This is a genomic window from Pseudomonas sp. 31 R 17, from assembly GCF_900004915.1.
In the GTDB taxonomy this organism is placed as follows: domain Bacteria; phylum Pseudomonadota; class Gammaproteobacteria; order Pseudomonadales; family Pseudomonadaceae; genus Aquipseudomonas; species Aquipseudomonas orientalis_A.
The window spans coordinates 1-24,673 of the sequence record NZ_CVTN01000075.1 but is presented as its reverse complement, the minus strand read 5'-3'; the positions used below and the strand labels follow the sequence as shown (position 1 = coordinate 24,673).

20 protein-coding genes are annotated in these 24,673 nt (G+C 64.4%); 7 read left to right on the top strand and 13 right to left on the bottom strand.

Annotated features, from left to right (window positions below; genetic code table 11):
• Positions 1-90: 90 nt before the first annotated feature.
• The 7 genes from exbB to BFP89_RS18940 all read left to right on the top strand — a co-directional run bounded on the left by exbB (position 91) and on the right by BFP89_RS18940 (position 7,739).
• Positions 91-1,062, top strand: coding sequence for a tonB-system energizer ExbB (exbB, locus tag BFP89_RS18970; RefSeq protein ID WP_065886938.1), 972 nt, complete (start codon positions 91-93; stop codon positions 1,060-1,062).
• Positions 1,063-1,068: 6 nt separating this feature from the next.
• Positions 1,069-1,494, top strand: coding sequence for a TonB system transport protein ExbD (gene exbD / locus BFP89_RS18965; RefSeq protein ID WP_003195519.1), 426 nt, complete (start codon positions 1,069-1,071; stop codon positions 1,492-1,494).
• A complete protein-coding gene (locus BFP89_RS18960) occupies positions 1,491-2,237 on the top strand; it encodes an energy transducer TonB family protein (RefSeq protein ID WP_065886937.1) in 747 nt (248 codons plus the stop codon). The genes exbD and BFP89_RS18960 overlap by 4 nt, the downstream gene beginning before the upstream one ends.
• A gap of 157 nt (positions 2,238-2,394) precedes the next feature.
• Positions 2,395-3,315, top strand: a complete 921-nt coding sequence (locus BFP89_RS18955; RefSeq protein ID WP_057723306.1) for a hydrogen peroxide-inducible genes activator — start codon at positions 2,395-2,397, stop codon at positions 3,313-3,315.
• Between the two features lie 8 nt (positions 3,316-3,323).
• Complete coding sequence (gene recG, locus BFP89_RS18950) at positions 3,324-5,399, top strand: ATP-dependent DNA helicase RecG (RefSeq protein WP_065886936.1); 2,076 nt, start codon at positions 3,324-3,326, stop codon at positions 5,397-5,399.
• Positions 5,400-5,605: 206 nt separating this feature from the next.
• A complete protein-coding gene (locus BFP89_RS18945) occupies positions 5,606-7,006 on the top strand; it encodes an aminoacyl-tRNA deacylase and HDOD domain-containing protein (protein ID WP_065886935.1) in 1,401 nt (466 codons plus the stop codon).
• Between the two features lie 490 nt (positions 7,007-7,496).
• Positions 7,497-7,739: a DUF6124 family protein gene (locus BFP89_RS18940; RefSeq protein ID WP_065886934.1), complete on the top strand. Its 243-nt coding sequence runs from the start codon at positions 7,497-7,499 to the stop codon at positions 7,737-7,739.
• A gap of 156 nt (positions 7,740-7,895) precedes the next feature.
• Here the strand turns inward: BFP89_RS18940 and BFP89_RS18935 are convergent, their stop codons facing one another.
• The 13 genes from BFP89_RS18935 to tagH form a co-directional block, all read right to left on the bottom strand.
• On the bottom strand, positions 7,896-8,270 hold the full coding sequence (locus BFP89_RS18935; protein ID WP_057723695.1) for a hypothetical protein: 375 nt from the start codon (positions 8,268-8,270) through the stop codon (positions 7,896-7,898).
• A 124-nt stretch (positions 8,271-8,394) separates the two neighbouring features.
• On the bottom strand, positions 8,395-9,318 hold the full coding sequence (gene tagQ / locus BFP89_RS18930; RefSeq protein ID WP_065886933.1) for a type VI secretion system-associated lipoprotein TagQ: 924 nt from the start codon (positions 9,316-9,318) through the stop codon (positions 8,395-8,397).
• An 84-nt stretch (positions 9,319-9,402) separates the two neighbouring features.
• On the bottom strand, positions 9,403-11,115 hold the full coding sequence (locus BFP89_RS18925; protein WP_065886932.1) for a formylglycine-generating enzyme family protein: 1,713 nt from the start codon (positions 11,113-11,115) through the stop codon (positions 9,403-9,405).
• A complete protein-coding gene (locus BFP89_RS18920) occupies positions 11,108-12,292 on the bottom strand; it encodes an ABC transporter permease (protein ID WP_065886931.1) in 1,185 nt (394 codons plus the stop codon). The genes BFP89_RS18925 and BFP89_RS18920 overlap by 8 nt, the downstream gene beginning before the upstream one ends.
• Positions 12,292-12,996 (bottom strand): ABC transporter ATP-binding protein, encoded by a 705-nt coding sequence (locus BFP89_RS18915; RefSeq protein ID WP_065886930.1) that lies wholly within the window; start codon positions 12,994-12,996, stop codon positions 12,292-12,294. Before BFP89_RS18915 ends, BFP89_RS18920 begins: the two co-directional genes overlap by 1 nt.
• Complete coding sequence (locus BFP89_RS18910; protein WP_065886929.1) at positions 12,996-15,986, bottom strand: serine/threonine-protein kinase; 2,991 nt, start codon at positions 15,984-15,986, stop codon at positions 12,996-12,998. Before BFP89_RS18910 ends, BFP89_RS18915 begins: the two co-directional genes overlap by 1 nt.
• Positions 15,983-16,702, bottom strand: coding sequence for a PP2C family protein-serine/threonine phosphatase (locus BFP89_RS18905; protein ID WP_065886928.1), 720 nt, complete (start codon positions 16,700-16,702; stop codon positions 15,983-15,985). Before BFP89_RS18905 ends, BFP89_RS18910 begins: the two co-directional genes overlap by 4 nt.
• The gene (gene tagF / locus BFP89_RS18900) at positions 16,703-17,356 is read right to left on the bottom strand and encodes a type VI secretion system-associated protein TagF (protein WP_065886927.1); all 654 of its coding nucleotides are present in this window, start codon (positions 17,354-17,356) and stop codon (positions 16,703-16,705) included.
• Positions 17,353-20,853, bottom strand: coding sequence for a type VI secretion system membrane subunit TssM (gene tssM / locus BFP89_RS18895; protein WP_065886926.1), 3,501 nt, complete (start codon positions 20,851-20,853; stop codon positions 17,353-17,355). The genes tagF and tssM overlap by 4 nt, the downstream gene beginning before the upstream one ends.
• Positions 20,850-22,139, bottom strand: coding sequence for a DotU family type VI secretion system protein (locus tag BFP89_RS18890; RefSeq protein WP_065886925.1), 1,290 nt, complete (start codon positions 22,137-22,139; stop codon positions 20,850-20,852). The genes tssM and BFP89_RS18890 overlap by 4 nt, the downstream gene beginning before the upstream one ends.
• 6 nt (positions 22,140-22,145) lie before the next feature.
• Positions 22,146-23,480 carry a type VI secretion system baseplate subunit TssK gene (gene tssK, locus BFP89_RS18885; RefSeq protein ID WP_065886924.1) on the bottom strand — a complete coding sequence of 445 codons (1,335 nt, stop codon included), beginning with the start codon at positions 23,478-23,480 and terminating at the stop codon, positions 22,146-22,148.
• An 18-nt stretch (positions 23,481-23,498) separates the two neighbouring features.
• The gene (gene tssJ, locus BFP89_RS18880) at positions 23,499-24,008 is read right to left on the bottom strand and encodes a type VI secretion system lipoprotein TssJ (protein WP_065886923.1); all 510 of its coding nucleotides are present in this window, start codon (positions 24,006-24,008) and stop codon (positions 23,499-23,501) included.
• 56 nt (positions 24,009-24,064) lie between these two features.
• Positions 24,065-24,673, bottom strand: a 609-nt coding sequence (gene tagH, locus BFP89_RS18875) for a type VI secretion system-associated FHA domain protein TagH (RefSeq protein WP_141689110.1), incomplete at its 5' end; no start/stop codon positions are given.

The window sequence follows — 24,673 nt, the reverse complement described above, 5'->3', positions numbered from 1 at the left end:
TTACTTGCAATAATAACCACCCATTTGTCCTCGGCCCACAGGGGTCTGGCAGGACGATCAACCCTTTATTTTCACTCAGGTCCGGCCAGCATGACACGTAATACAAACCCCGCTTCGCCAACCAAGCCTCACAGCCCATCCCGCGCCTGGCGTGCGATTGCTGCGATGCTGTTCAGCATACTGCTGGCGCCGACCGCCGCTTTCGCTGATGCCACCGCACCTGCCGCTCCAGCCGCTGCCGAGCAGAACGCCGCCACTCCGGCTGCTCCAGCCGCCGCGCCAACCGCCGACCCGGTTCCGGCTGCAGCACCTGCCGAAGAAACCGGCGTAGTGCTGGAAGAAGACAACACCCTGGGCATGGCACACGACCTGTCCCCGTGGGGCATGTACCAGAACGCCGACCGGGTGGTGAAAGCCGTGATGATCGGCCTGGCCATCGCCTCCATCATTACCTGGACCATCTGGATCGCCAAAGGCTTCGAGCTGCTGGGCGCCAAGCGTCGTCTGCGCACTGAAATCGTCCACCTGAAAAAAGCCACCACCCTCAAGGAAGCGAGTGAAACCGCGACCAAGAAGGGCACCCTGGCCAATACCCTGGTGCACGACGCGCTGGAAGAAATGCGCCTGTCGGCCAACACCCGCGAAAAAGAAGGCATCAAGGAGCGTGTCAGCTTCCGCCTTGAGCGCCTGGTTGCCGCCTGCGGCCGTAACATGAGCAGCGGCACCGGCGTGCTGGCCACCATCGGTTCCACCGCGCCCTTCGTCGGCCTGTTCGGTACCGTGTGGGGCATCATGAACAGCTTTATCGGCATCGCCAAGACCCAGACCACCAACCTCGCCGTGGTCGCCCCCGGCATCGCCGAAGCCCTGCTGGCGACCGCCCTGGGCCTGGTTGCCGCGATTCCTGCGGTGGTGATCTACAACGTCTTCGCCCGTTCGATTGCCGGCTACAAGGCCCAGGTGTCGGATGCCTCGGCAGAAGTCCTGCTGCTGGTCAGCCGCGACCTCGATCACCTGCCTACCGAGCGCAGCTCGCAACCGCACATGGTGAAAGTGGGGTAATCGGCCATGGGCCTGCATTTGAATCAAGGCGACGACGAGCTCGTCGAGAACCACGAAATCAACGTCACACCGTTTATCGATGTGATGCTGGTGCTGCTGATCATCTTCATGGTGGCCGCACCGTTGGCCACCGTGGATATCAAGGTTGACCTTCCCGCCTCCAGCGCCAAGCCGGCGCCACGGCCGGAGAAGCCGATTTTCCTCAGCGTGAAAGCGGACCAACGTCTGTTCCTGGGTGAAGAAGAAGTCAAGGCTGAAACCCTGGGGCCGGTGCTCGACGCCAAGACCCAGGGCAAGAAAGACACGACGATCTTCTTCCAGGCCGACAAGGGCGTGGACTACGGCGACCTGATGAGCGTGATGGATGCCCTGCGGGCAGCCGGCTACCTCAAGGTAGGCCTGGTCGGACTTGAGACGGCAGCCAAGAAATGATCACGACGCGCCACAAACTGACGCGTTATGGCACCAGCCTCGCAGTCGTGCTGGGCGTGCATGCCGTCGCGATCATCATCGCGCTCCAATGGTCCGCGCCCCAGGCGATCCAGTTGCCGCCGGCCGCGATGGTCATCGACCTGGCACCCTTGCCGGCGCCACCGCCGCCTCCGGCACCGCCCAAGGTCGTTGCACCACCGCCACCACCGGTCGAGGAGCTACCTCTGCCGAAACTGGCCGAGGCGCCCAAGCCAACGATCCAGGTGCCCAAGCCGGTCAAGCCCAAGCCCAAGCCTCAACCGCCCAAGCCGGTGGAGAAGAAGCCCGAGCCGCCCAAGGAAAAACCTTCCGAGGAGCCACCGAGCGAGACCCCGCCGAGCAACGCACCTGCGCAAAAATCAGCGCAGCCCGCTCCCGGCCCATCGGCACAACAGATGGCCGCCCAGGCATCCTGGCAAAGTACCCTGCTGGCACACCTGCAGAAGTACAAGAAGTACCCGCCGGGCGCGCAACAGCGTGGCAAGGAAGGCATGAACCGCCTGCGCTTCGTGGTTGATGGCGAAGGCAATGTGCTGTCCTATGAGTTGGAAGGCCGCTCCGGCAACGCCGACCTGGACCGCGCGACGCTGGACATGATCCGCAAGGCTCAACCCCTGCCCAAACCGCCAGCCGACCTGTTGAAAAACGGCAGTGTGGAACTCGTCGCACCGTTCGTTTACAACATCGACAAGCGGCGCCGCTAGCCGGGCAATGTGGGAGGGGCCGGTTCCCTCCCACATTCGCTTGCTCGCTTCAGCAAAATTCCCGCCACTCCACGCTCAATCCCCAGCAAAGTTCTGATAACGTGCGTCTATCGATTGCAGCCGGTATGCTTGGCCCGCAACTTCATGGACGCCCGCTATGACTCTTACAGAATTACGCTACATCGTGACCCTCGCCCAGGAACAGCATTTCGGCCACGCGGCCGAGCGCTGCCACGTCAGCCAGCCGACGCTGTCGGTGGGCGTGAAAAAGCTTGAAGACGAACTCGGTGTACTGATTTTCGAGCGCAGCAAAAGCGCCGTGCGCCTCACCCCCGTGGGCGAAGGCATCGTTGCCCAGGCCCAGAAAGTGCTGGAGCAGGCGCAAAGCATTCGCGAACTGGCCCAGGCCGGCAAGAACCAGCTGACCGCACCGCTCAAGGTCGGCGCCATCTACACCGTCGGCCCCTACCTGTTCCCGCACCTGATCCCGCAACTGCACCGCGTCGCGCCGCAGATGCCGCTGTATATCGAAGAAAACTTCACCCACGTCCTGCGCGACAAACTGCGCAACGGCGAGCTGGACGCGATCATCATCGCCCTGCCGTTCAATGAGGCGGATGTACTGACGCTGCCGCTCTACGATGAGCCGTTCTACGTCCTGATGCCGGCCTCCCACCCGTGGACCAAAAAGGACAGCATCGACGCCGGCCTGCTCAACGACAAGAGCCTGCTGCTGCTCGGTGAAGGCCACTGCTTCCGCGACCAGGTGCTGGAAGCCTGCCCGACCCTGACCAAGGGCAACGACGGCGCCAAGCACACCACGGTGGAATCCAGTTCCCTGGAAACCATTCGCCATATGGTCGCTTCCGGCCTGGGCATTTCGATCCTGCCGTTGTCGGCGGTAGACAGCCATCACTACGCCCCCGGCGTGATCGAAGTACGCCCACTCACGCCACCGGTGCCCTTCCGCACCGTGGCCATCGCCTGGCGCGCCAGCTTCCCGCGCCCCAAGGCGATTGAGATCCTCGCCGACTCGATCCGCCTGTGCTCGGTGGCCAAACCGCCTGCTGCGAGCTAAGTAACGGTATGACAGAGCTGTCGCAGGTGCCGGTGACGGCACTCAAGGGTGTCGGTGAAGCCATGGCCGAGAAACTGGCCAAGGTCGGCCTGGAAAACCTTCAGGACGTGCTGTTCCACCTGCCGCTGCGCTACCAGGATCGCACCCGGGTCGTGCCCATCGGCCATTTGCGTCCCGGCCAGGACGCAGTGATCGAAGGCACTGTCAGCGGCGCCGACGTGGTCATGGGCAAGCGCCGCAGCCTGGTGGTGCGCCTGCAGGACGGTACCGGCGGCCTGAGCCTGCGCTTCTATCATTTCAGCAATGCGCAGAAAGAAGGCCTCAAGCGCGGCACCCGCGTGCGCTGCTACGGCGAAGCGCGTCCGGGGGCCTCCGGCCTGGAGATCTACCACCCGGAGTACCGCGCCATAACCGGCGACGAACCGCCGCCGGTGGACACCACCCTCACGCCTATCTACCCGCTGACCGAAGGCCTCACCCAGCAACGCCTGCGCCAGTTGTGCATGCAGACCCTGACGATGCTCGGCCCGCAAAGCCTGCCCGACTGGCTGCCGCTGGAACTGGCGCGCGACTATCAACTGGCACCGCTGGCCGATGCGATTCGCTACCTGCACCACCCGCCGGCCGACGCCGATGTCGACGAGCTCGCCCTCGGCCATCACTGGGCACAGCATCGCCTGGCCTTCGAAGAATTGCTGACCCATCAACTGTCCCAGCAGCGCCTGCGCGAAAGCATGCGCTCGCTGCGCGCTCCGGCGATGCCCAAGGCCACGCGCCTGCCCGCGCAATACCTGGCCAACCTGGGCTTTGCCCCCACCGGCGCCCAGCAACGCGTCGGCAACGAAATTGCCTACGACCTCAGCCAGCAGGAACCGATGCTGCGCCTGATCCAGGGCGATGTGGGCGCGGGCAAGACCGTGGTCGCTGCCCTCGCCGCCTTGCAGGCCCTGGAAGCCGGTTACCAGGTCGCGCTGATGGCACCCACGGAAATTCTCGCTGAACAACACTTCATCACCTTCAAACGCTGGCTCGAGCCGCTGGGGTTGGAAGTCGCGTGGCTGGCCGGCAAGCTCAAGGGCAAGAACCGCGCGGCCTCCCTCGAGCAAATCGCCGCCGGCGCGCCCATGGTGGTGGGCACCCATGCACTGTTCCAGGACGAAGTGCAGTTCAAGAACCTGGCGCTGGTGATCATCGACGAACAGCACCGCTTCGGCGTGCAACAGCGCCTGGCCCTGCGCCAGAAAGGCGTCGGCGGGCGCATGAACCCGCACCAGTTGATCATGACCGCCACGCCGATCCCACGCACGCTGGCCATGAGCGCCTACGCCGACCTCGACACCTCGATCCTCGACGAACTGCCGCCCGGCCGCACGCCGGTCAACACCGTGCTGGTCACCGACACGCGGCGCGTCGAAGTGATCGAGCGGGTGCGCGGCGCCTGCGCCGAAGGCCGCCAGGCGTACTGGGTGTGTACGTTGATCGAAGAGTCCGAAGAGCTGACCTGCCAGGCCGCCGAAACCACCTATGAAGACCTCACCAGCGCCCTGGGCGAACTCAAGGTGGGGCTGATCCATGGCCGGATGAAACCGGCCGAAAAAGCTGCGGTGATGGCCGAGTTCAAGGCCGGCAACCTGCAATTGCTGGTGGCCACCACTGTGATCGAAGTGGGTGTGGACGTGCCCAACGCCAGCCTGATGATCATCGAAAACCCCGAGCGCCTGGGTCTGGCGCAACTGCACCAACTGCGCGGCCGCGTCGGTCGGGGCAGCGCCGCCAGCCATTGCGTGCTGCTGTATCACCCGCCGCTGTCGCAGATCGGCCGCCAACGGCTGGGCATCATGCGCGAAACCAACGACGGTTTTGTCATTGCCGAAAAAGACCTCGAGTTGCGCGGTCCTGGTGAAATGCTCGGCACCCGCCAGACCGGCCTGTTGCAATTCAAGGTCGCCGACCTGATGCGCGACGCCGACCTGCTGCCCGCCGTGCGCGATGCGGCGCAAGCCCTGCTGGAGCGCTGGCCGGAACATGTCAGCCCGCTGCTCAACCGCTGGCTGCGGCACGGGCAGCAATACGGCCAGGTCTGACGCGCCTCCCCTTGTAGGAGCGAGCTTGCTCGCGAAAATCGTTAACGATAACGCTGGCATTCTGGATGACCGCGTCGTCAGGGCGGTTTTCGCGAGCAAGCTCGCTCCTACAAGGGCCGCGCACTCGATCACAAACCAAAGTTAGTCAACCAACAGGTGTAACAAGCTGGTTATACTTCGGTGACTGTACGAAATTGGATCAGGCCATGTCAGAAGTCGCCCTCGCTACAGCCCCACTGACCGCCCCGCCGGTCATTCGGGCGCTGCTCGCAAAGCTCGCCATTCCCTACACGGAAGTCATCGAACAGCCTGGCCTGAACCCTGCGCGAAAGGTCCAGGCGGTACTGCTCGAAGATGCTGTGGGCGAACTCATGGTGCTGTTCCCCCAGAGCCAGTTGCTCGACCTCAACCGCCTTACCGAACTCACCGGGCGCCGGCTTACCGCCGTGGCACCGGAGCGCGTTGAGCGCATATTGGGCAAACATGAACTGAGCCTGCTGCCGGGCCTGCCGCCACTCACCAGTTCGCCTTGCCTGTATGAAGGCAGCCTGCTCAACGAGTCGAGCCTGTTGGTGCATTCGGGCGAAGCCGGGTTGCTGCTGGAAATCGCCAGCGAGCACTTCAAGACCATGCTGACCAAAGCCAGCGCCGCGCATTTCGGCGAGCCGCTGAGCAAGATTCGCCCCAACCTCGACCGCCCCAATGATGACCGCGAGGAAATCACCCAGGCGATGCAGGCCTTCACCGCCCGCCGTATTCAGCAACGCCTGGAAGCGACCATCGAGATCCCGCCGCTGGCCGATACCGCGCAGAAGATCATCAAACTGCGCGTCGACCCCAACGCCACCATCGATGACATCACCGGAGTGGTGGAGACCGACCCGGCCCTGGCCGCCCAGGTGGTGAGCTGGGCAGCGTCACCCTACTACGCTTCGCCGGGCAAGATCCGCTCGGTGGAAGACGCCATCGTGCGGGTGCTGGGCTTCGATCTGGTGATCAACCTGGCGCTGGGCCTGGCCCTGGGTAAAACCCTGAGCCTGCCCAAGGACCGCCCGCACCAGTCCACGCCGTACTGGCACCAATCAATCTACACCGCCGCCGTGATTGAAGGCCTGACCCGCGCCATGCCCCGCGCCCAGCGCCCCGAAGCCGGCCTGACCTACCTCGCCGGCCTGCTGCATAACTTCGGCTACCTGCTGCTGGCCCACGTATTCCCGCCGCACTTCTCGCTGATCTGCCGCCACCTGGAGGTCAACCCGCATGTGTGCCACAGCTATGTCGAGCAACACCTGCTCGGTATCAGCCGTGAACAGATCGGTGCGTGGTTGATGCGCTACTGGGACATGCCGGACGAGCTGTCCACCGCCCTGCGCTTCCAGCACGACCCCACCTATGACGGGCAGTACGCTGAATACCCGAACCTGGTATGCCTGGCCGTGCGCCTGTTGCGTAGCCGGGGGATTGGGTCCGGGCCGGATGAGGCGATTCCGGATGCGTTGCTTGAGCGTCTGGGCTTGAGCCGGGAAAAGGCTGAGGAAGTGGTGGGCAAAGTACTCGATGCGGAAGTGCTGCTGCGCGAACTGGCCTCCCAGTTCAGTCAGGGCTGAATCGGTAGCCTGTAAAACCTATCGGGGGCAAGCCCCCTCCCACATTTGATCGCGTTCCGGCCTTGGAATATGGCCGTTTGTGGGAGGGGGCTTGCCCCCGATGAATCCAACTCGGTCTCCCTGAAAGCCTACTTCTTTTTCTTCAGCTTGGCTGGCGCAAAGCCAAACAACTGTCCGTTCGGCCAGGTACTGGGAAAACAGAAACGTCTTACAAGGCGTTGAGGTTGCCCCTAGGACACTCAATCTCTAGTCTCCGTACACCGCTGCACACGCAGCGGTCGGGCGTCGCGGCCCGGATTGATTAAGCATTGCCTCCTTTCAGTTGACGCTTTTTTATCGTCTACTGTGCGGCGCTATGGTGGCTGTGCGCGGGATACCTTCTGGTATGCCGGCTTCCTTAATCTCCGGTCCGCGAACCTGCGCACAGCTGCCACCCTCCATCGCATCGCGGCGATCAGTGGCAGCTCCACCTAGATTAAGGAACTTCACAATGATCAAACCCACCCCAAATCCCCCCATGCGGCTATTTACCGTGGCCGATGGAATCAGCACTGAAGATCTGTTGGTCAACCTCAGCGAAACACTCGCCTCGGCCAATGCGCTGAGTTGCGACCTGGCCTTTGACCTTGAAGGACCGAAACGAGAGGAACTGCTGGGCGTTACGCAGTTAATCGAACTGGCACAGTTGCTGGCTGATCGAGTAGTCACTGTCTCGGGTCAAGTAAACCCGTGAGATGACGGGCACAGAACCTGTTGTGTCTGGGTAGCCTGTGAGGACGCTATCGGGGGCAAGCCCCCTCCCACATTTGACCGGGTTCCAACTGTGGAATGCGGGCGAATGTGGGAGGGGGCTTGCCCCCGATGAATCCAGCTCGGTCTCCCTGAAAGCCTACTTCTTTTTCTTCGGCTTCAAATACTTGGTCAACCCCTGGAACCAGATCACCAGCGCCGGGTTGCCCTTGATCTGGATCGACTTGTCCTGAATCCCCGTCATGAACGCCAGTTGCTTGTTCTTCGCCTGCATCGTGGCGAAGCCGTAGGCGGCATCCTTGAATGCAATCGCGAACGCCGGCGTCGGGTGTACGCCCGAGTGGCTGGTGATGCGCTGGTCTTTGACGATGAAGTGACGGGCAACCTTGCCGTCGAGGGTCTGCAACTGGAAGGCCAGGTCTTTGTCACCCAGCTGCTGCTGAAAGGCGGGATTGGTGCGGCTGGCTTTGCCCATCATCAGGCCCAGCACCCACAGGAGAAGACGAAATTTCATGCACACGGCCTCGGTGTAATTATTGAGTGGCCGCAGCAGTGTAACGATTTGCAAAGAGAACGCCACCGATCTCGCGCTTTAGCGGGAGATCGGTTGGCGTTTAACGCTTATAGCAACATGTTGCTTAAACGTTAGGGCAAGGCACCGGCGCCCAGTCGGCCAGGTTTGGATCGCGGCAGCTGCCTTCGAGCTGAGCCTTGCCGGCGCTGGCGACCTGCTTGCTTTCAGCTTGCTTGGCCTGCACGGTCTGGATGCTCTTCTCGGTGGTCACCGCTTCTTTTGGCACCACTGGCAGCACTTTCTTTTTCGCCGGCTTGACGACTTTCTTGCCTTTGGCCGGCGGCGCGACCTGTGTGGTGTCGGCAGTGGCGACGGTGACCACGTCGTTACGCTGCACACCCACTTGCTGCAGGTCTTTCTCGTAGGCCTGGGTGTAGTTGTTCAGGTCTTCGCTGGCTTTGCCGTTGACCGCAACGATCAGGTCGTTGGATTCCTTCAAGCCTGCCACGATTTCCGCCAGGCGCTTGCGGCCTTCGGTGTCGTTAACGGTCTTGGCCTTGCGGTCTGCCACCAGCTTGGTGAATGCGCTCTGGTAGCACTGCTGCGAAGCCTTGGCATAGGCGGTGCTGCGGTCGATGTCGGAGGCGCTTTTGTTGAAGTCGGTGGAGTAGGAAGCGATGCGCTGGTTGTCATCGGCGATCTGCTTCTGACGCTCGGTGTAGTAGCCCGCCGCGCCGCCCGCCAGGGCACCGCCCGCTGCGCCGATAGCCGCGTTACGGCCGCGCTTTTCCTTGTCGCCGGTCAGGGCGCCGAGCAATGCACCACCGGCCGCGCCGATCGCGGCACCGGTCACGACCGACTTGGTCATGTTCGAGTCGGTGGCGCGCAGGTGCTGCACCGGCTCGTAGCAGTTCGGGTAGTACTCGACCTTGGTGCTCGACGCGACCTTGGACGCAGGCGACGTAGCGCAACCGGTCAGCACGGTGCTGAAACCGGCCGCGATCAGCAGCAGGTGACGCTTGGAAACCGACTTACGGGAAAAAAGCATAGGTGTGATCTCTATTAAGTTTGACTTGCCCAGCACGGCCCACCGCCGTCTGAGTCCCTTCCAAGCTCGCCGGACAGCCAACGATCAAGACCGCTGACCGCTTGCTGCGAGCAATTCCTTCAAGATCGTTGCCGGGTCGGCCCGCTGTTGCTTGCGGTAGTTGCCGACATGGCGAACGAACAGTGTTGCGCGCGTCACCAGGCTCTTGCCGAGCACCGGCTTGCGATCCAACTCTTCCTTGATCCGTTGAAACTGGGCCTGGATCACCGCATCGGTGTAGCGCGTGCCGGTGGCCAGGTTGTCGATATAAATCGCCACTGCGCCATCCAGCGCGCTGCGCCCATTGGCAATGGCCATGTCGAATAACTGCGCGCTGGCCGTGTCCTTGTTATCCACGGCCTGCTGGCGACTCTTCTGCAGGTTGGCCAGGCGGATGTTGTAGTTGCTGATGGTCTCGGCCACCAAGGCAGCGGACTGGATCAGGTTGCCCGCCGCCTCTTCGCGCTGCTGGGCGATCAGCGACACGTTGCGCTTGAGTTCTTCGTTGACCAGTCCCAGTTCGGCTTGCAGCTTGGGATCGACGCTGGCGGCAATGATGCTGTCCAGACGCTTGGTCGGGTCCTGGGCGTCGTCGATGGCGTCGGTCAGCGAGGCAAGGCGACCTTCTTTCTGCCACTGGGCGAACAGTTCCTTGTAGCGCGAACGCGGCGCCGACAGCGCGCCAATCGCCACGCGAAATCCGGTGGTCTCGTTGCTTTGCTCGGTGCCGTCGGCGGCAAACAGCGGGTATTCGCGGCGCATGCCGGTGAACAACGTGCCTTCGCCCTCCAGGTAATTGCCGCCCTTGACGACGAAGCCGCCATAGGTGCCCTGGCGGCGCCCGGCGTGCACCAGCTGGAAGGATTCCTGGACCATTTCCGCAGCGTTGCCGATCACGTCGAACATACCGATCGGGTTGGGCAATTTGGTGCCGATGGGCATCAGCCGCGCGGCCTGCCCGGTGCCACCGGCGACCTGGTTGAACACGGCGTAATCGCCCAGTGGCCCGTCGCTTTCGCTGCCCTCGACGCGGCGTGGAAACAGGCGCCCTTCCAAATCCTGGCGACTCACCGCCTGGCCACCGCGTGCGGCGTACTCCCACTCCACTTCGGTGGGCAAGCGCACAAAGCCCAGGCCGCCATCGTCGGCCGAGGCGCCACGGCCGCTCACCGGCAGCAACTCGCGGTGGTATTTCATCAGCCAGGCGCTGTACACCGCCGAGAAACGCTCGGCCTCGAAACGCGACAATTTCACTTTGGGCAGACGCCCGGCCATGCCCTCAGGCGCATCGCAGGCCGGAGCCGGCTCGCCGCTGGCCAGGGACTGCGCCTGGGACATTACCTGGGCGTACTGGCGGGCCGTCACTTCGTACTTGCCGATGAAGTAGAGCATCGGCTTGAGCGGGGTTTTGGCGTCGGTCTTCGGCATCAGCGGCGCGATGACCTTGTTCCAGTCTTTCGGCAGATCCTTGAGGGTGAACTGGCCGTTGATGAAGTCGCGCCGGTAACCGGAAATAAACGACTGCTGGTAGCCCGCCTCGCCTTCGGCAAAGGGATAGCCGAGGCTGACCTCGCGGTCGTCCAGGGTGCCCTGGGCCAACACATAGGCGTAGCGGAACACCATCTGGCCTTCGCACGGCAGTGGCAGGCTCACGTCGTCCGGCAACGGCTTGGGGTTGTCGAGCTTGTCGCTTGCCTCATCGGCCCAGGCCAGCGAGGCCAGGCTCAGCGCCACACAGGCGCCCAGTAACTTAAACATCTCTGATTCCTTCAGAAGCCTGGATACGCGCCACTCGCCACCCCCCACACGCCGCCGCCACGGCGCTGACGCCGAGCACGGCAGCCAGGGCCAGGCCGTAGTGACGCGCCAACAGATGACTGGCGTATTCGCCCGGCACCTGCACGAATAATCGATTCAAACCCGCTTCGGCCAGGCCATACAGCCCGGCACTGAGCACCGCGGCAACACTCGCGCTGTACAGCGCCTGCAGCACCACGAACAGCAACAGCGCGGCGGTGGAAAACCCCAGCAGGCGCAACACTGACAACTCCCGACGCTTGCGCGCCACCGCCGCCAACGCGCCGGCGAAGATCGCCGCAAACGCACCGGCCAAGGCCAACCCGCAGATGATCCAGAAGACCACCGACAGGTTACGACTCAACGACTGCACCTGGGCGATGGTCTGCGCCTGGGTCGACACCAGCAGATTCTGCCCGGCGAAATACAGGCGCAGCGGTTCCACGTCGGTGAGTCCGCGCGCATACAAGCGAAACGCCGGGTACACCCGCTGCTCGCCCACCGCCACGGCATCACCCGCCCATCCCAGCGCCGGCACGGCGCGGCCATCGCGATAATCTTCCACCGCCTCCAGCAACGCCAGGTCCGCAAACAGCCCGTCACGGGCGAAGGCCTCCAGCGGCAATACCGCGCGCACCTGCACCCGCGTCCGCTGGGCCTCGACGCGCCCCGCCAGTTGCCGCGCAAAGCGCGTCTCCAGCCAGTCGCCGGGCCGCGCCGCGAGCTTCTCGGCGGCGGTATGGCTGAGCACGATCTGGTCCAGGCCCGCAGGGATCGGCGAGCCGGCCAGCAGCGGGTCACCCGGCGCGGTCGGCAGCATTTCCAAAACCAGGGCACCCACTTGCGCGGTCGCCGCAATCTGCCGCGTACGCGCTATGGAAAACGCTACATCGTTGCGCTGGCTTAGCTGCTCGACGAAAGCGCTGCTGAATCGACCGCCGCCCAACGGAATAATTTCACGGGTCGCGGGGTCGGTCTCCAGGCGTTGGGTCAAACTGCCAACCAGTCCAAATTTCAGGCCAAATAACACCAGCAACGGCGCGATGACTGCCACCAGCGCCAGCACCGAGCAGGCCGACAGCCACGCGTCGTTGCGGTAGTCCTGCCAGGCAAGGGACGCCACCAGGCCGATGCGCATCAGCAGGCCTCCCCGAGCGTCGCGGTGACACCGCCGTCGGCATCGCGACGGCAACCGATGCGGCGCACCTGCAAGCCACTGGCGCGGGCCAGGGGTTCATCATGGGTGGCGATCACACAGGCGGCGCGGTGTTCACGGGCCTGGGCCAGCAGGGCTTGCATCACGCGCTCGGCATTGAGCGGGTCCAGGGACGCCGTCGGCTCGTCGGCCAACACCAGTTGCGGTGAATGGGCCAGGGCGCGGGCGCAGCTCACGCGTTGGCGCTGGCCCACCGACAGCGCCGCCGGACGCTTGTGCAGTTGATCGCTGATTTGCAATTGCTCGGCCAGGCGCGCCACGCTGCCGTCGTCCTTCAAACCCAGCAACTGCCGGGGCAAGCCGATATTGCCGCGCACATCGAGAAACGCCAGCAGCCCTCCGGTTTGCAGCACATAGCCCAGATGCCGGCTGCGCAACTGGGCCAGGTCGGTTTGCCGGTCGGCGCGCCACAACCCATCAATGTCGACTTGGTTGAATTCGAACTGCCCGATCCGGTCCGGCGCCAGCACCAGCGCCAGCATGTCCAGCAAGGTGCTCTTGCCGCAGCCGCTGGGCCCGACAATCGCCAGTTGCTCACCCGCGCGCAGGTGCAGCGCCGGAATTATCAGGCTGTAGCGCTGGCTGCCGACGCCCCGGCTCTTGTGCACCGCGTTCAGGCTCAGCATCACGGCAGCGTCGACAACGGCACGCGGTACAACGCATCGCCCGGCTCGGCATCGCCGAACCGCACCCAGTTGGCCAAGTCGTTGTGGAAGGTCTCGTAGAGACGGATTTTCGAATCCAGCTCGTCGATGAAATCCTCCTGCTCGGCCACGCTCAACGACAACCACAGGTCCTGGGTCATGTTCAGCGATTTGCTGCGGTACGGCAGTCCCTCCAGGTACTCGCCCAACAGGCCGCCGTCGGCCAGGTTGCCGCCCTTGCGCAGGGCTTGCGGGTCACGGCTCATGTAGGCCGAGGCGCTGGCGATTTCCTGGAAGAAGTCCTTGGGCGAGCTTTGGGTCTTGCGCGCCGCATCCACGATCAACTTCAGCGACTGTTGCAGGTCGTTGAGCTGCAGCTTGGTCAGCATCACGCACACCTGGAACGCCGGCAGCGCCGGGTTGGTCAGGTCGCGGTCGGCGGTCCAGGCGCTGACCAGTTGCGGCGCCTGGCTGGCGGACTTGCGGCCGAGGAAATCCATGTGCATGGCATAACCGACGGCTGCGGATTTGTCCGCCAGGCTCGGCGCGGCACTGAGCAACGGCACCGGCTGCGGTGTGTTGCTGCGCACTTGGTGCACAAGGTTGGCGAACACCGTGCCGATCTCATCGACGCGCTCGCCCAGTTTGCGCACATCGCCGCCCGGCACGGGGGTGTACAGGTCGCCGATCTGCGGGTTGGCGTCGGCGGTCAGCACGCGATACTGACTCTCGGCGCCGGCATGGGTTTTCTTGCCGGCATCGGTGCGCAGATGCAGCGCGTAGATCTTGATCTGCTTGCCCAGCGCCGCCTGGCGTACTTCGGCTTCGTTCATCTGGGTGGCCGCGAACGGGTCGTTCTTGCGCAGCGCGCCGGCATCGGAGACCAGCAGGATGATGCGCCCGCCGTAGCCGGACCAGTCCATGCCGTCCACCGCCTGCATTACCCCGGCAAACGCGTCTTCGTTGAACGAGTGGCTGGACACCGTCGAGGCCTTGACCTGCCGCGCCAGGTCGAGGAAACGCTGCGGATCACGGCCCTGATCGAGGGTGATCAGGGTTTTGGCCACGTATTCCAGGCCGGGGGTTTTCTTGATGCTGTTGCGAAAGCCCACCAGGCCGAAGCTGACGCTGTCCAACTCGCCGCGCTCGGCGATGCGCGTTTGCAGTTCGTGGACCACATCGCGCACCTGGTCGATATAGGGCTGCATCGACACGGTGGTGTCGACCACCAGCACCACGGCGGTACGGAAGGCGTCGGCATAGGCGCTGATTGCGGGCGCCGAAGGCTTGGCGACTGCGCTGCTGCCAGGGTCGATGGAGGCGACATTGAGCAACTGCACCGGCTGGCCGTTTTCGTCGAAGCTCTCTTTGGAATCAAAAATCGGCAACAGGTAGAACTGGTTTTGCGGCACCGCGCTGGCGGTGGGTTCCAGGGCCAGGACTTGCTGGTTGTCCTCACGGTTGTTCTGCGCCCTGGCCAACGCGCTTTTCGCCGCAGCAGGATCGGCCAGCAGTTTTTCCACCTCGCCGGACTGGCGCAGGAACATCACTGGCGCACGCCCCGAGCGTTCGGTGAATTTCAATACCAGGCTTTGTTTCCAGTCGCTGACCTGGGCGGCCGGCAGCCAACCGTCGCTGCGCCCGTCGGTGGCGGCGCCGATACGTACCCAAGGGCTGCCGTCGATATCCTTGCGCTGGTACACATAAAGCACCGAAAACGCTGGCAAGGCTTTGCCCGGCGCGCTGCCCGCCTCGTTGGAAAGCTTGGCGCCGGGCTTGCTGAGCACGCGCTGGAACAGGGTTTTCTTGCCCGCCATCAGCAGCGGACGCTGGCCGCCATCGGCCACCGCGACGGCCGCTGCCGGCACCGCTTCAGGCACCTTTTCACGCATCACGGCAGCGGGCGGCTTGACCGGTTCGTCGGCGCCGCTCAACCACCAATAGCTGGCACCACCAATGGCCAGTGCCACTGCAACCGCCACGGCGGCCAATGCCAGCACCGGCCCACGGCGCTGTTCGGACGGGGCGTTGTGCTGCGTTGGCGTCACGACCGGTTGGCGCACTATCGGCTGCGGCTGCGGTTTGTCGGTGGGTATGTCGACGGTGACAGGCGTGATGCCCGCCAGGTCAAAACTCAATGGAATCGGCAGCGGCCGCACCAAGGTGGCCTCCGGCGAGTCCGCCGGCAGGTTGTCCAGGGCCCGCACTAATGCGTCGGCATCGGCGAAACGCTCCGCCGGGTCCTTGGCCAACAACTTGCGCAGCACCTCCTGGTAACGGCCGTGGTGCACCGGCAATTCCGGCAACGGCTCAGTCAGGTGCGCGAGGGCCGTCGACAGCGCATCGGTTCCACGGTAGGGCAGCTCGCCGACCAGAATCTCGTACAGCACCACGCCCAGCGCATACAGGTCGGCGCGCCCGTCGATCTCCTGGCCGCGTGCCTGTTCCGGGCTCATGTAGCTCGGTGTGCCCACGGCGAAACCGGCCTGGGTGAATTGGGTGCGGTCGTCCAGGGACTTGGCGATACCGAAGTCCGACAACACCGCCGTGCCATCGGCGCGGAACAGGATGTTCGCCGGCTTCACGTCGCGGTGCACCAGCCCCTGGGCATGGGCATAACCGAGCGCCGAGGCGATCTGGCGGATCAGCGTCACGCCCTGCTCCGGAGTCAGCCCGGCGGCGATGCGTTCTTTGAGCGTACCGTTGGGCAGGTATTCCATGGCCATGTAATACAGCTCACCGACATTGCCGATGTCATGGATGGTCACCGTGTGCGGGTGCGACAGGCGCGCCAGGGTCTTGCCCTCGCGCAGGAAGCGTTCGCAGAACGTCGGGTCGGCCGCCAGGGCCGCCGCCATCACCTTCAACGCCACCTTGCGTTCCAGCGAGCGCTGGGTCGCCAGGTAGACGTTGGCCATGGCGCCTTCGCCGATCTCGCCTTCGATGACATAGCCCGGGATCTCGATCTTCATGACGAGACCTTCACAACGATCGTGGTGATGTTGTCCGGCGCGCCGCGATTGAGCCCCAGGTGCACCAGGCTGCGCACGATTTCATCCGGCGCGTCGTGGCCGAGCACTTCGCCGATCTCATGATCCTCGACGGTCTTGGTCAGGCCGTCGCTGCACAGCAGGTAGCTGTCGCCGGGGGCGATCAACAGCTCCACCGACGCCACGTTCAGTTGCGCTTCCACGCCCACTGCGCGGGTGACGATATTGGCCCGTGGGTGCACGCGGGCATCGGCTTCGCTGAGCAGGCCGCTGTCTTGCAGGTCCTGCACGTAGCTGTGGTCGCGGGAGAGGCTTTCCAGCTCACCGTCGCGCAGGCGATACAGGCGACTGTCGCCGGCCCACAGGCACACTCCGCGCAAGCCGCGCGCGGCCAGCACCACTACGGTGCTGCCCATCATGGTCACGCCACGGTTGGCGGTTTCTTCACGTACCGCCGCATTGATGCGGATCAGGTCGTTGCGCAAGGCGGCCGCGTATTCGTCGAGGGAGCGCCCCACCGGGACGGCGCGCAGGCTGTCGACGATCAGGCTGCTGACGTAATCCCCCGCCGCGTGCCCGCCCATGCCATCGGCGACCACCCACAGGCGGTTCTCCGGCAGCTCCAGGCACGCATCTTCGTTGACCTGGCGGACCATGCCCACATGGCTTTTGCTCGCGGATTTGTAAGTCGCCCCCATCTACACCACACCTTCTTGTCCGAGCAGAAACTGCGCAAAATCGCTGGCGGCAGGCAAGCCCTGACACCGTAATAAACCGGGAGAAATACGCTGCGAACCGCGTCCCCACCACAGGCTGGCACCTTCGCAGGCTTGTTCGGCCAGCGCGGTCATGCGCCCGTGGGGCTCGGTGGCGGCCACGCGCTGCAGGCCGGCGAAACGGCTGTCGACCGCACGCGGCTCACTCGCCGGAACGCCCAGGGCGTCGAGGCCGGCGTTGAAGTTTTCGAAGGTAGCGCCACTGTCCAGGGTGCTGAGCAACAGCTCTTCGGCCTGCTCAAACCAGGCATCCGGCCCGCCGACCAGAGACGCGGGGTTGGTGTCGTGGTCGAGCAACACCACCACGGCCAAGGGGAAATACCGCCCGACCCGGTCGATACTCGGCATCACCACACCTGCCGCCGCATCCGGTCCGCACACCCCGGGCGCCAATACAAAGCGCCACAGCGGGCTGACCAGGTAAGCGTTGAGCCAGTCACCGCCCAGGCTGTTCTGGCTGGCGAGCAGCCCCGCCGCCAGCCAGCTGTCCCAGGGGCCGATAAAACTCTGGGGCAAGGCGCGGCTGACAAAGTCACCGCGACTGGCCAACTTGCCGTAGAAACCCAGCGTCGTCATAGCCGCTCCGGCAGGCTGAAGCCGCTGAGCACGCGGCTCTTGAACGGGTTGAAGGCGCTGTTGGCGCGCAACTCGTAAGCGATGCTCGCGCCGTCGACCCGCAGGCGCAGGTTGAAACGGTCCGGCGAGTTGCCGGGGGTGAGGTCCGATTGCTCCAGCAGGCGGAACCAGGCCCACGGGCCGTCCAGCGTCACACCGGAACGCCCGCTGGCCGACGGCGGCATGATGGAAATACGCACCACGCCAATGCTGCCGGGGTTCGGCCATTGCATCGCCACTGGGCGGCTCGGGCCGTGGTCGTAGCTCAGTTGCTGGCCGTCGAGGTCCAGCAGGAATTGGGTGATGGTCGGGTCCATCGACACCGGCTTGAGTTCGAAGCGCACCACAGGTTGCGTGCCCCCGGACCTGAAGAACGCATCACGGATCGTCGCCGCGCGCTGGAAGGTTTGCAGCACACCCGGCGCTATACCGAGCTTCTGCGCCGCGCCCGGCTGCCAGCGCCAGGTCTGCGCCGAGGTGTCCACATAGGGCTGCAGGTACTTGCGGAAGTAGTTATCCATCACCCCGCCGACGCCGAAGAACTGGCCGAAGTCATCCAGGGTCGCGTCCCGCGCACTGCCGGGCGACATCGGGTAGCGCCCGGCCAGGGACTGGCGATACACGTTGACCACTTCGCTGGCCCAGGCCGCGTTCAGCTGGTTACGCACCCCGCCCATCATGCTGTTGGTGGTGGAATTGACCACCGACTTGACCATGCCCTGCACCAGCGGCGGCTGGCGCTCGGCGTTCAGGCTGACCCGCGTGGCCGCAGCCGCCGCCTGGTTCTTCGCTTCGCCAAGCAACGCATCGCCGCTGGCACCGACCATTGCACTGACCTGCACATACAACGCATTCATATCCGCCAGCAGGCCGTCGATGGCCGCCGGTTCGCCTTCGTTTTTACTGACGATGCTGTTGAGTTCCGCAAAGTGCGCGGTGACCGGATCATCCGTCGCTGCGGGCGCGCTGGCGCTCGGCTGCTCCTGGCCCAGCAGGCTGCCCAGACGCTCCTTGAGCTTGTCGACGCCGCCCTCCACCGGCACGCCCTTGGCGGCCAACTGGCGTTCTTCGGCCTGCAGGTCGGTTTCCCTGGCCACTGCCACCAACAGTTTCTTCAATGGCGAGGTGGGACCGGAAATCACTCGCAGCACATCGGCCGCCTGGGCCACGCTGGTGATCGGCACAAAGTCGATGTCGGCGAGCAACGCGTCCCACTGGCGCTGATAGTCCTGGAAATACAGGCGGCGCACATCGGCGGCCAGGCTCACCACGTTCTGCTGGTCGGCCTGTGCCTGGCCCAGTACCCATTGCTCTTCAGCCAGGGTGCCGGTCTGGTTCAGGCTGCTCAGCAAGAAGGCCTGGCGATAGCCCTTGGCGGTGAAAAACCCGCTCAACGGCTCGCCCAACGGCTTGCCGCTCTTGCGGCTGAACACCAGTGCGGCATCACGGCCCGCCGCTTCGTTGAGGCGAAAGTCCGGTACCCCTTCAGGCAGTTTCTGGCGCTTGACCCGGTCGTAGACACGCTGGGCCACCGGCAGTTGTTGCAGTTGGCGGCGCAGGTCGTCGATCAGGCGTGGGTCAAGACGCGCATTCGGTGGGTGACGGTCAAACAGCGCTTGCAAGTGCTCGGTCAAGGCCTGGCGCTGATCGGCCGGCAGGTCGCGTGGCAGGTTGCGGTCCCAGTCGAGGGCGATCCAGGCCTTGATGAAGTCCGGGTCGTAATGCTCGTTGTCGGCCAGCATCAGGTAGGCCTTGAGGCCTTCGTAGAGGAAGTCCGAGTTGCCGCCGCCGTGCAGTTGCTCTTCGATGCGCGTGACCAGGCGCGGGGCGAAGACCGCGATCAGCAACTTGCGATAGACGCTTGCAGATTCGGCTTCGAGCATGTCGCCCTGGTACAGCCCCAGCCCCTCTGACCAGCTGGGCGAATCCCCGGCCAGGTGCTTGACCGCGTTGAGCAAGGGCAGCACGGCCACTACGTCACGCTGCGCCGGGCTCAGGTTCTGCACGGTCTGGCCCAGGGGTGAGACCTTCTGATCGACCTGGGCGATATACGTCTGGTTGGCGCGATAACTCACCCACCACAGGCTGCTGACCACCACCACCAAGGCCACCGTCGCCGCGAGAACACCTCGGGCGACCCACTTGCGGCGCCGCTCGACTTTCGGGTTCACCCCGACCAGGCCACGTTCGGCAAAGGCCACGGCGGTGAAGAGTTTTTCGATGAAGTAACTGCGCCCGGTGCCGCTCTGGCGCGCCAGATGCTGGCGATCCAGGTTCATGCTCTGGGCCATGGTGCCGATCAGGCGGTCAATCGGGCTGCCTTCCTGGGTGCCGCTGGTGAAGTACACGCCGCGCAGCAGCACGCGCTCTTCAAAGGCATTGGGTTTGAATACGCCCTCGAGGAAACTCTGCAGGCAGTCCTTCAAGGCGCCGAACTGCTGCGGGAAACCGTAGATCAGATCGCGGCGCGCCGGGTCGCGCTCCTGTTGCAGGCGTTCGACCAGGCGTTCGTTGAGGCGCTGCTCCAGGCCGGCGAATTCGCTTTGCAGGTGCGCCAACGGGCTGTCGCTGTGCTTGCCGTCGTCCAGGGCAAAGGTCATGCCCCACACCTGGGCGCGCTCTTCCTTGCTCAGGTTGTCGAAGAACTCCATGAAACCCGGCACCAGGTCGAGCTTGGTCAGCATCAGGTAGATCGGGAAGCGCACGCCCAGTTGGGTATACAGCTCCTGGATGCGCAGGCGAATCGCAGCGGCATGGGCGGCGCGCTCGGCGTCTGTACCCAGCAGCAAGTCCGACAGGCTGATGGCGATGAAGGCACCGTCGATGGGTCGACGCGAGCGCTGTTTTTTCAGCAGGTCGAGAAAGCCCAGCCACGCGGCTTTATCCACTGTGGAGTTGCTGTCCTGGGTGGTGTAGCGCCCGGCGGTGTCGAGCAGCACGGCCTGGTCGGTAAACCACCAGTCGCAGTTGCGCGTGCCGCCGACGCCGCGCACCGCACCGGCGCCCAATTGCGCCGCCAGCGGGAAGTGCAGCCCGGAATTGACCAGTGCGGTGGTCTTGCCCGAACCCGGCGGGCCGATGATCACGTACCACGGCAGCTCATACAGATTGCGCCGTTCGTCGCCGCCGAGCTTGGCTTTCTTGAGCAGCGTCAGGGCTTCGTCCATGCGCTGGCGCAGGGTCGAGAGCTCTTCGGCGGTGGCCACGCTGTTGGGGTCGGCCGGGGTTTCGGCGGCCAGGCTGCGCATCACTTCGGCGGCCTGGCGGCGGGCCTGGATGATGCGCAACACGCGGTAGACAATCCACAGCGCGAACACCAGGATGATCAGCGCCCAGCGGCGTCCCTCGGGCACCAATACGTCGAGCAACGGCCCGACAAACCAGATGATCAGGCCCAGGGCGATCAACCCCAGTACGGGGATCACCCAGCGAATCATGAAACTGAAAAACGCCTTCACTCGACGCCCTCCGCCAATACGGTGATTTCAACCCGACGATTGCGGGCACGGCCTTCGGCAGTACTGTTGGTCGCCAACGGCTCGGTGTCGCTGCGGCCTTCGGCGCTGAAGCGGTCACCTTGGCCGGTCTTGGCCGCCAGAATCTCCAGCACCGACTTGGCCCGCGCTTCGGACAGCGCCCAGTTCGACGGGAAGCGCAACGTCGCAATCGGACGGTTGTCGCTGTGACCGGTGACCCGCACCTGGCCCTTGACCTTGCGGATGGCGTCGGCAATGCGCAGCATCAGCGGCTGATAGTCATCGACGATGCTGGAACTGGCGGACGCAAACAGTTCATCGCCACGAATCGTCACCACAGAGCGGTCCACCTTGTCTTCCACGGCCACGCGGCCGGCCTTGATGTCTTCCGCCAGGAAGCCGGCCAGGCGCGGCCGCTCGATCACTTTCGGTTGCGCCACCGGACGGTCGATGGCCTGCACCGGGATCTCGCCCAGGGCATGGATATTCTTGAACACCGGCTCCGCATCCGAGGCCAGTTTCATGCGCAGGCCAAACAGCAGCGCCAGCAGCAGCGCCAGGCCAATCGCCACGGCGATCCACGGCGGCATGAATTGCGCCAGGCGATCCCGCGCCACGGTCACGCCGCGCCAGTGCGGCGACAGCTCACGCTCGTGTTCGCCACGGGCACTGCGAATCGCGGCGGCAGTGCGCTCGCGCAAGGCTTCCAATTGACTGCGCCCGTCGTTCATCACGCGGTAGCGGCCCTCAAACCCCAGGCACATGCACAGGTACAGCAGCTCCAGCAGGTACAGGCGTTCCCGTGGGCTTTGCAGGCAATGGTCGAGCAGTTGAAAGACCTTTTCACCGCCCCAGGCTTCGTTGTGCACGGTGATCAGCAAGCTCTGTTTGCCCCAATCGCTGGTGCTGCCCCAGGGCGTACTCAGCACGGCTTCGTCCAGGGCGGTGCACAGCGCGTAACGGGCCAGCAGCACTTCGTTGCGCGCCACGCCGGCGGCTTCGGCGCGCTCTTCGAATTGGCGCAGATAGGCCAACAGTTGCGCACGCAGGCTGGCCGGCGCCGGGTGCGCGATGGTGTTGCGCAACCGCGTCAGCAAGGCCAGCAAGGGGCCGGCGGCACTTTCCAGCGGGTTGAGGCCCTGGCTTTTGCCGGTGAGCATCGGCGCGGCCGGCATCGATAAAGGTGCGGGTTCCGCGCGCGCAGGTTCGGGTGCTCGGCCGCCCGGGCGCGGCATGAACTGAGTGCGGTCATCATCATTGGGATGCATCGCGGATTATCCTCGGATCGCCCAGAAGGCCAGGTTCAAACCCGGGAACTGCCCGGCGATGTGGAAGGCGAAACCACCGGAATTGCTCAACTGCTGCCAGTGCTCGCTGCCGCGGTCCAGCTCGTAATAGGTGCTGCCCGCGTGATAGGGCAATTGGCGTGGCGCCACCGGCAATGGCAGCAGGCCGATGCCCGGCAATTGCAGGTTGACCATGTCGCGGATGTGCTCCACCGCGCCGACTTTGCTCTGCTGGCCGAAACGCGCGCGCAGGGTTTCGCCGGGCACGTCGGCACGTACCACGAGGATGAAACTGGCGCTGTCGAGCAAAGTCTTGTCCGCCAGCATCGCCACATGGATACCGTAGGCTTTCTCCACAATCGGAATCGGCGTGGCCTTGCTGTCGATCAGCATCGACAGCGCCTCACGCAGGGCCGCCATGACCGGCGTGAAGCTCAGGGCCAGGTCGTCGTGCTGGTACTGCGGATATTCCTGGGGGCGGCGGCCAGAGGTGGAGAATGTCGAAAACTCACCGGCCAGGCTCACCAGCTCACTGAAGAAACGCTCCGGGTGCAACGGACTCAACTGGCTCACATGCTGGATCAGCGGCTGGGCGCGGTTGACCAATTGCAGCAGCATGAAGTCGGCGATTTCCGATGCGCCACCGGCACCGGACGCGACCACGCGGCCGGCCAGGGCTTCGCCACGCTGGTGCAGCAGGCCGAGCAGTTCGCTGCGAAAGGCCGTCAGCGGCTTGCTCGCGGCCACGTCCAATACCGGCGGGATGTAGCTGTCGTCGAGCACCAGCGCACGGTCGGCGCGCTTTTCCTTGATGCGCACCAGCCCGATGGCGGCGTAGTCGCTGATGCCGTCCTGGGCGGTCAACAGACGCAGGGCGCGGGAACCCACGGCCACCGGCGCGCGGTTTTCGAAGGGCGCGTTGTCGTCGCGCACTTCGCGCACCTGGCTCACATAACGCGCGGCTTCCAACGCCTCGCCTTCCTCCACCGTGTCACGCGCACCGGCACGCTTGAGCGGCAGGGCCAGGTACACCAGGCCGTCGCGCAGGCTGTCGTCGATGTTCAGCGGACTCGGCGCCAGATCGTCCTGGGGGATATTGAACGGCGTACCGTCAGGCAGCAGGCCACGGGCCGACACGATTGCCAGCTTGCCCTGGGCGAGCAGGCCCTGGTCGATCAGCAACTCGGAAAAACCCCAGGCACCCGCGGACAAAGGGCGGCTGCGGGCGTCGATCAGGTTTTCCAGGTAACGGTCATGCTGCTGGAAGTGCTGCGTTCCGATGAACATGCCTTCCGACCAGACCACGCGATTGTTCCAGGACATGGGGGCTCCGATTGCTTGTTATTGGGCTGGGCTGGAGGGGGTAGCCACGACGTCGGCGCGCACGGCACGCACATCGAGGCTGATCTGATATTCGCTGTATTGGCGTGGCGGCACGTTGATAACGGCGCGCCATTGCGCACGGTCCAGCTCGCGGTAGCCCACCAGCAGGCCGATCTGCCGGGTGGCCGGGTCAAGATCGCGCTGAATGCTCAGTTGCTGGCCGGGCTGGATCACCACTTCGTCCTGGTCCAGCAGGTCCAGGCCAAGGGTGGATTGCGCACGGTCAGCCAGGGCGAAGTAGTCGGAGCGCGCGAACGTCGCGGCGTTTTTCAGCTCGAAAATACGCACCCGCACCGGCGCGGGCTGCCCGCTGGCACCGGGGTTGAGCCCGGCGATCGCGTGAAAATGCAGCTCGACGGCGGCCGTGTCCGCTTCAGCGTCGGCGGCGGTTTCGGGTTTGGTCGCGTCTTTGGCACACGCCGTCAGCAGCAGCGCGGTGGCGGCTGCAAGTAAAAACCTGGGAATCATCCTGCGTCCTCAATGACGTGTTTAGCTATCCGTTTTATCCATTACTGCGACGCGGTTCAGCGTCGCTGTCGTGCACTGTGCGCTTCGTAGGCCCGGCTGAATTCGCGGCCGAACAGGTCCTGGAAATCTTCCTGGGCCTCGCGGGAAATATTGCTGTAGAGCTCGGTGAATTGCTGCCAGTACTGGGCCTGGCGCGAGCCGTTGAAAATACTTGAGAGGCCACCGGGCTTGCCCATGCGTTCCTCCAATTGCGCCGGTTCAAAGCGCAGCAGCAAGTGCTTGAGCGCCGCTTCCACACCCGCCATCACGGCCAGTTGGTGCGCGCGCAGATCGTCGAAACTGTCACGCACGGCAGCGTCCGGGGCCATGAAGGCCGGATTGCCGTGACGAAGCAGCAGCAGTAACGCTTCGTCGGCATTCGGAGCGAATTTCAACGGGTTGTTTTCGGCGGGGCGGATCATGGTTTGCTGCATGCGAAATTCGCCCTTGAGGCTGGCGCGGGCACGCAACACGTCGATCAGGCCTTCGACCATCAGCCGGTAGCTGCGGCCGATACTTTCCATCTGGGCGCAGGCATCGGCCCGATCCAGACGCAACTGATCGAGGCCGGCACCGCGCAGGAAGGCTTGCAAGAGGTCGGCGTGTGGCTGGGCGTCACCGGCGGG

What these genes read in the sequence shown, in the direction of transcription:
- BFP89_RS18915 (WP_065886930.1), bottom strand. Translation starts at nt 12,996, where the DNA reads ATGCTGAGCCTGAACGCGGTGCACAAGAGCCGGGGCGTCGGCAGCCAG.
- recG (WP_065886936.1), top strand. Translation starts at nt 3,324, where the DNA reads ATGACAGAGCTGTCGCAGGTGCCGGTGACGGCACTCAAGGGTGTCGGT.
- BFP89_RS18955 (WP_057723306.1), top strand. Translation starts at nt 2,395, where the DNA reads ATGACTCTTACAGAATTACGCTACATCGTGACCCTCGCCCAGGAACAG.
- BFP89_RS18945 (WP_065886935.1), top strand. Translation starts at nt 5,606, where the DNA reads ATGTCAGAAGTCGCCCTCGCTACAGCCCCACTGACCGCCCCGCCGGTC.
- BFP89_RS18905 (WP_065886928.1), bottom strand. Translation starts at nt 16,702, where the DNA reads ATGGGGGCGACTTACAAATCCGCGAGCAAAAGCCATGTGGGCATGGTC.
- tagQ (WP_065886933.1), bottom strand. Translation starts at nt 9,318, where the DNA reads ATGCTTTTTTCCCGTAAGTCGGTTTCCAAGCGTCACCTGCTGCTGATC.
- BFP89_RS18940 (WP_065886934.1), top strand. Translation starts at nt 7,497, where the DNA reads ATGATCAAACCCACCCCAAATCCCCCCATGCGGCTATTTACCGTGGCC.
- BFP89_RS18925 (WP_065886932.1), bottom strand. Translation starts at nt 11,115, where the DNA reads ATGTTTAAGTTACTGGGCGCCTGTGTGGCGCTGAGCCTGGCCTCGCTG.
- BFP89_RS18920 (WP_065886931.1), bottom strand. Translation starts at nt 12,292, where the DNA reads ATGCGCATCGGCCTGGTGGCGTCCCTTGCCTGGCAGGACTACCGCAAC.
- BFP89_RS18910 (WP_065886929.1), bottom strand. Translation starts at nt 15,986, where the DNA reads ATGAAGATCGAGATCCCGGGCTATGTCATCGAAGGCGAGATCGGCGAA.
- exbB (WP_065886938.1), top strand. Translation starts at nt 91, where the DNA reads ATGACACGTAATACAAACCCCGCTTCGCCAACCAAGCCTCACAGCCCA.
- tagF (WP_065886927.1), bottom strand. Translation starts at nt 17,356, where the DNA reads ATGACGACGCTGGGTTTCTACGGCAAGTTGGCCAGTCGCGGTGACTTT.
- BFP89_RS18960 (WP_065886937.1), top strand. Translation starts at nt 1,491, where the DNA reads ATGATCACGACGCGCCACAAACTGACGCGTTATGGCACCAGCCTCGCA.
- tssK (WP_065886924.1), bottom strand. Translation starts at nt 23,480, where the DNA reads ATGTCCTGGAACAATCGCGTGGTCTGGTCGGAAGGCATGTTCATCGGA.
- BFP89_RS18935 (WP_057723695.1), bottom strand. Translation starts at nt 8,270, where the DNA reads ATGAAATTTCGTCTTCTCCTGTGGGTGCTGGGCCTGATGATGGGCAAA.
- tssJ (WP_065886923.1), bottom strand. Translation starts at nt 24,008, where the DNA reads ATGATTCCCAGGTTTTTACTTGCAGCCGCCACCGCGCTGCTGCTGACG.
- exbD (WP_003195519.1), top strand. Translation starts at nt 1,069, where the DNA reads ATGGGCCTGCATTTGAATCAAGGCGACGACGAGCTCGTCGAGAACCAC.
- BFP89_RS18890 (WP_065886925.1), bottom strand. Translation starts at nt 22,139, where the DNA reads ATGCATCCCAATGATGATGACCGCACTCAGTTCATGCCGCGCCCGGGC.